This window comes from Bacillus sp. mrc49 (genome assembly GCF_002803435.1).
The window spans coordinates 1-301 of sequence record NZ_PHNG01000099.1 but is presented as its reverse complement, the minus strand read 5'-3'; the positions used below and the strand labels follow the sequence as shown (position 1 = coordinate 301).

The following is a 301-nucleotide window of genomic DNA, read 5'->3' as shown; positions in this document are numbered from 1 at the left end:
GATGGCCGCCGACATGTTCGTGGTGCGCCACGGTGACTCCGGCGCCGCACACTTCATCGCCGAACACGTCTGCCCGCAGGTGGCGATCATCAACGGCGGCGACGGCCGTCACGCGCACCCGACCCAGGGCATGCTCGACATGCTCACCATCCGTCGGCACAAGGGTGGTTTCGAAAACCTCTCGGTGGCGATCGTCGGCGACATCCTGCACTCGCGGGTGGCGCGCTCGAACATGCTCGCCCTGAAGACCCTCGGCTGCCCGGACATCCGCGTGATCGCGCCGAAAACCCTGCTGCCGATC

The 301-nt window shown here is 67.1% G+C and carries 1 pseudogene; it reads left to right on the top strand.

From position 1 onward, the window contains the following. Positions 1-301 (top strand): annotated as a pseudogene (locus CVN76_RS00665) (aspartate carbamoyltransferase catalytic subunit); the annotation flags it as partial.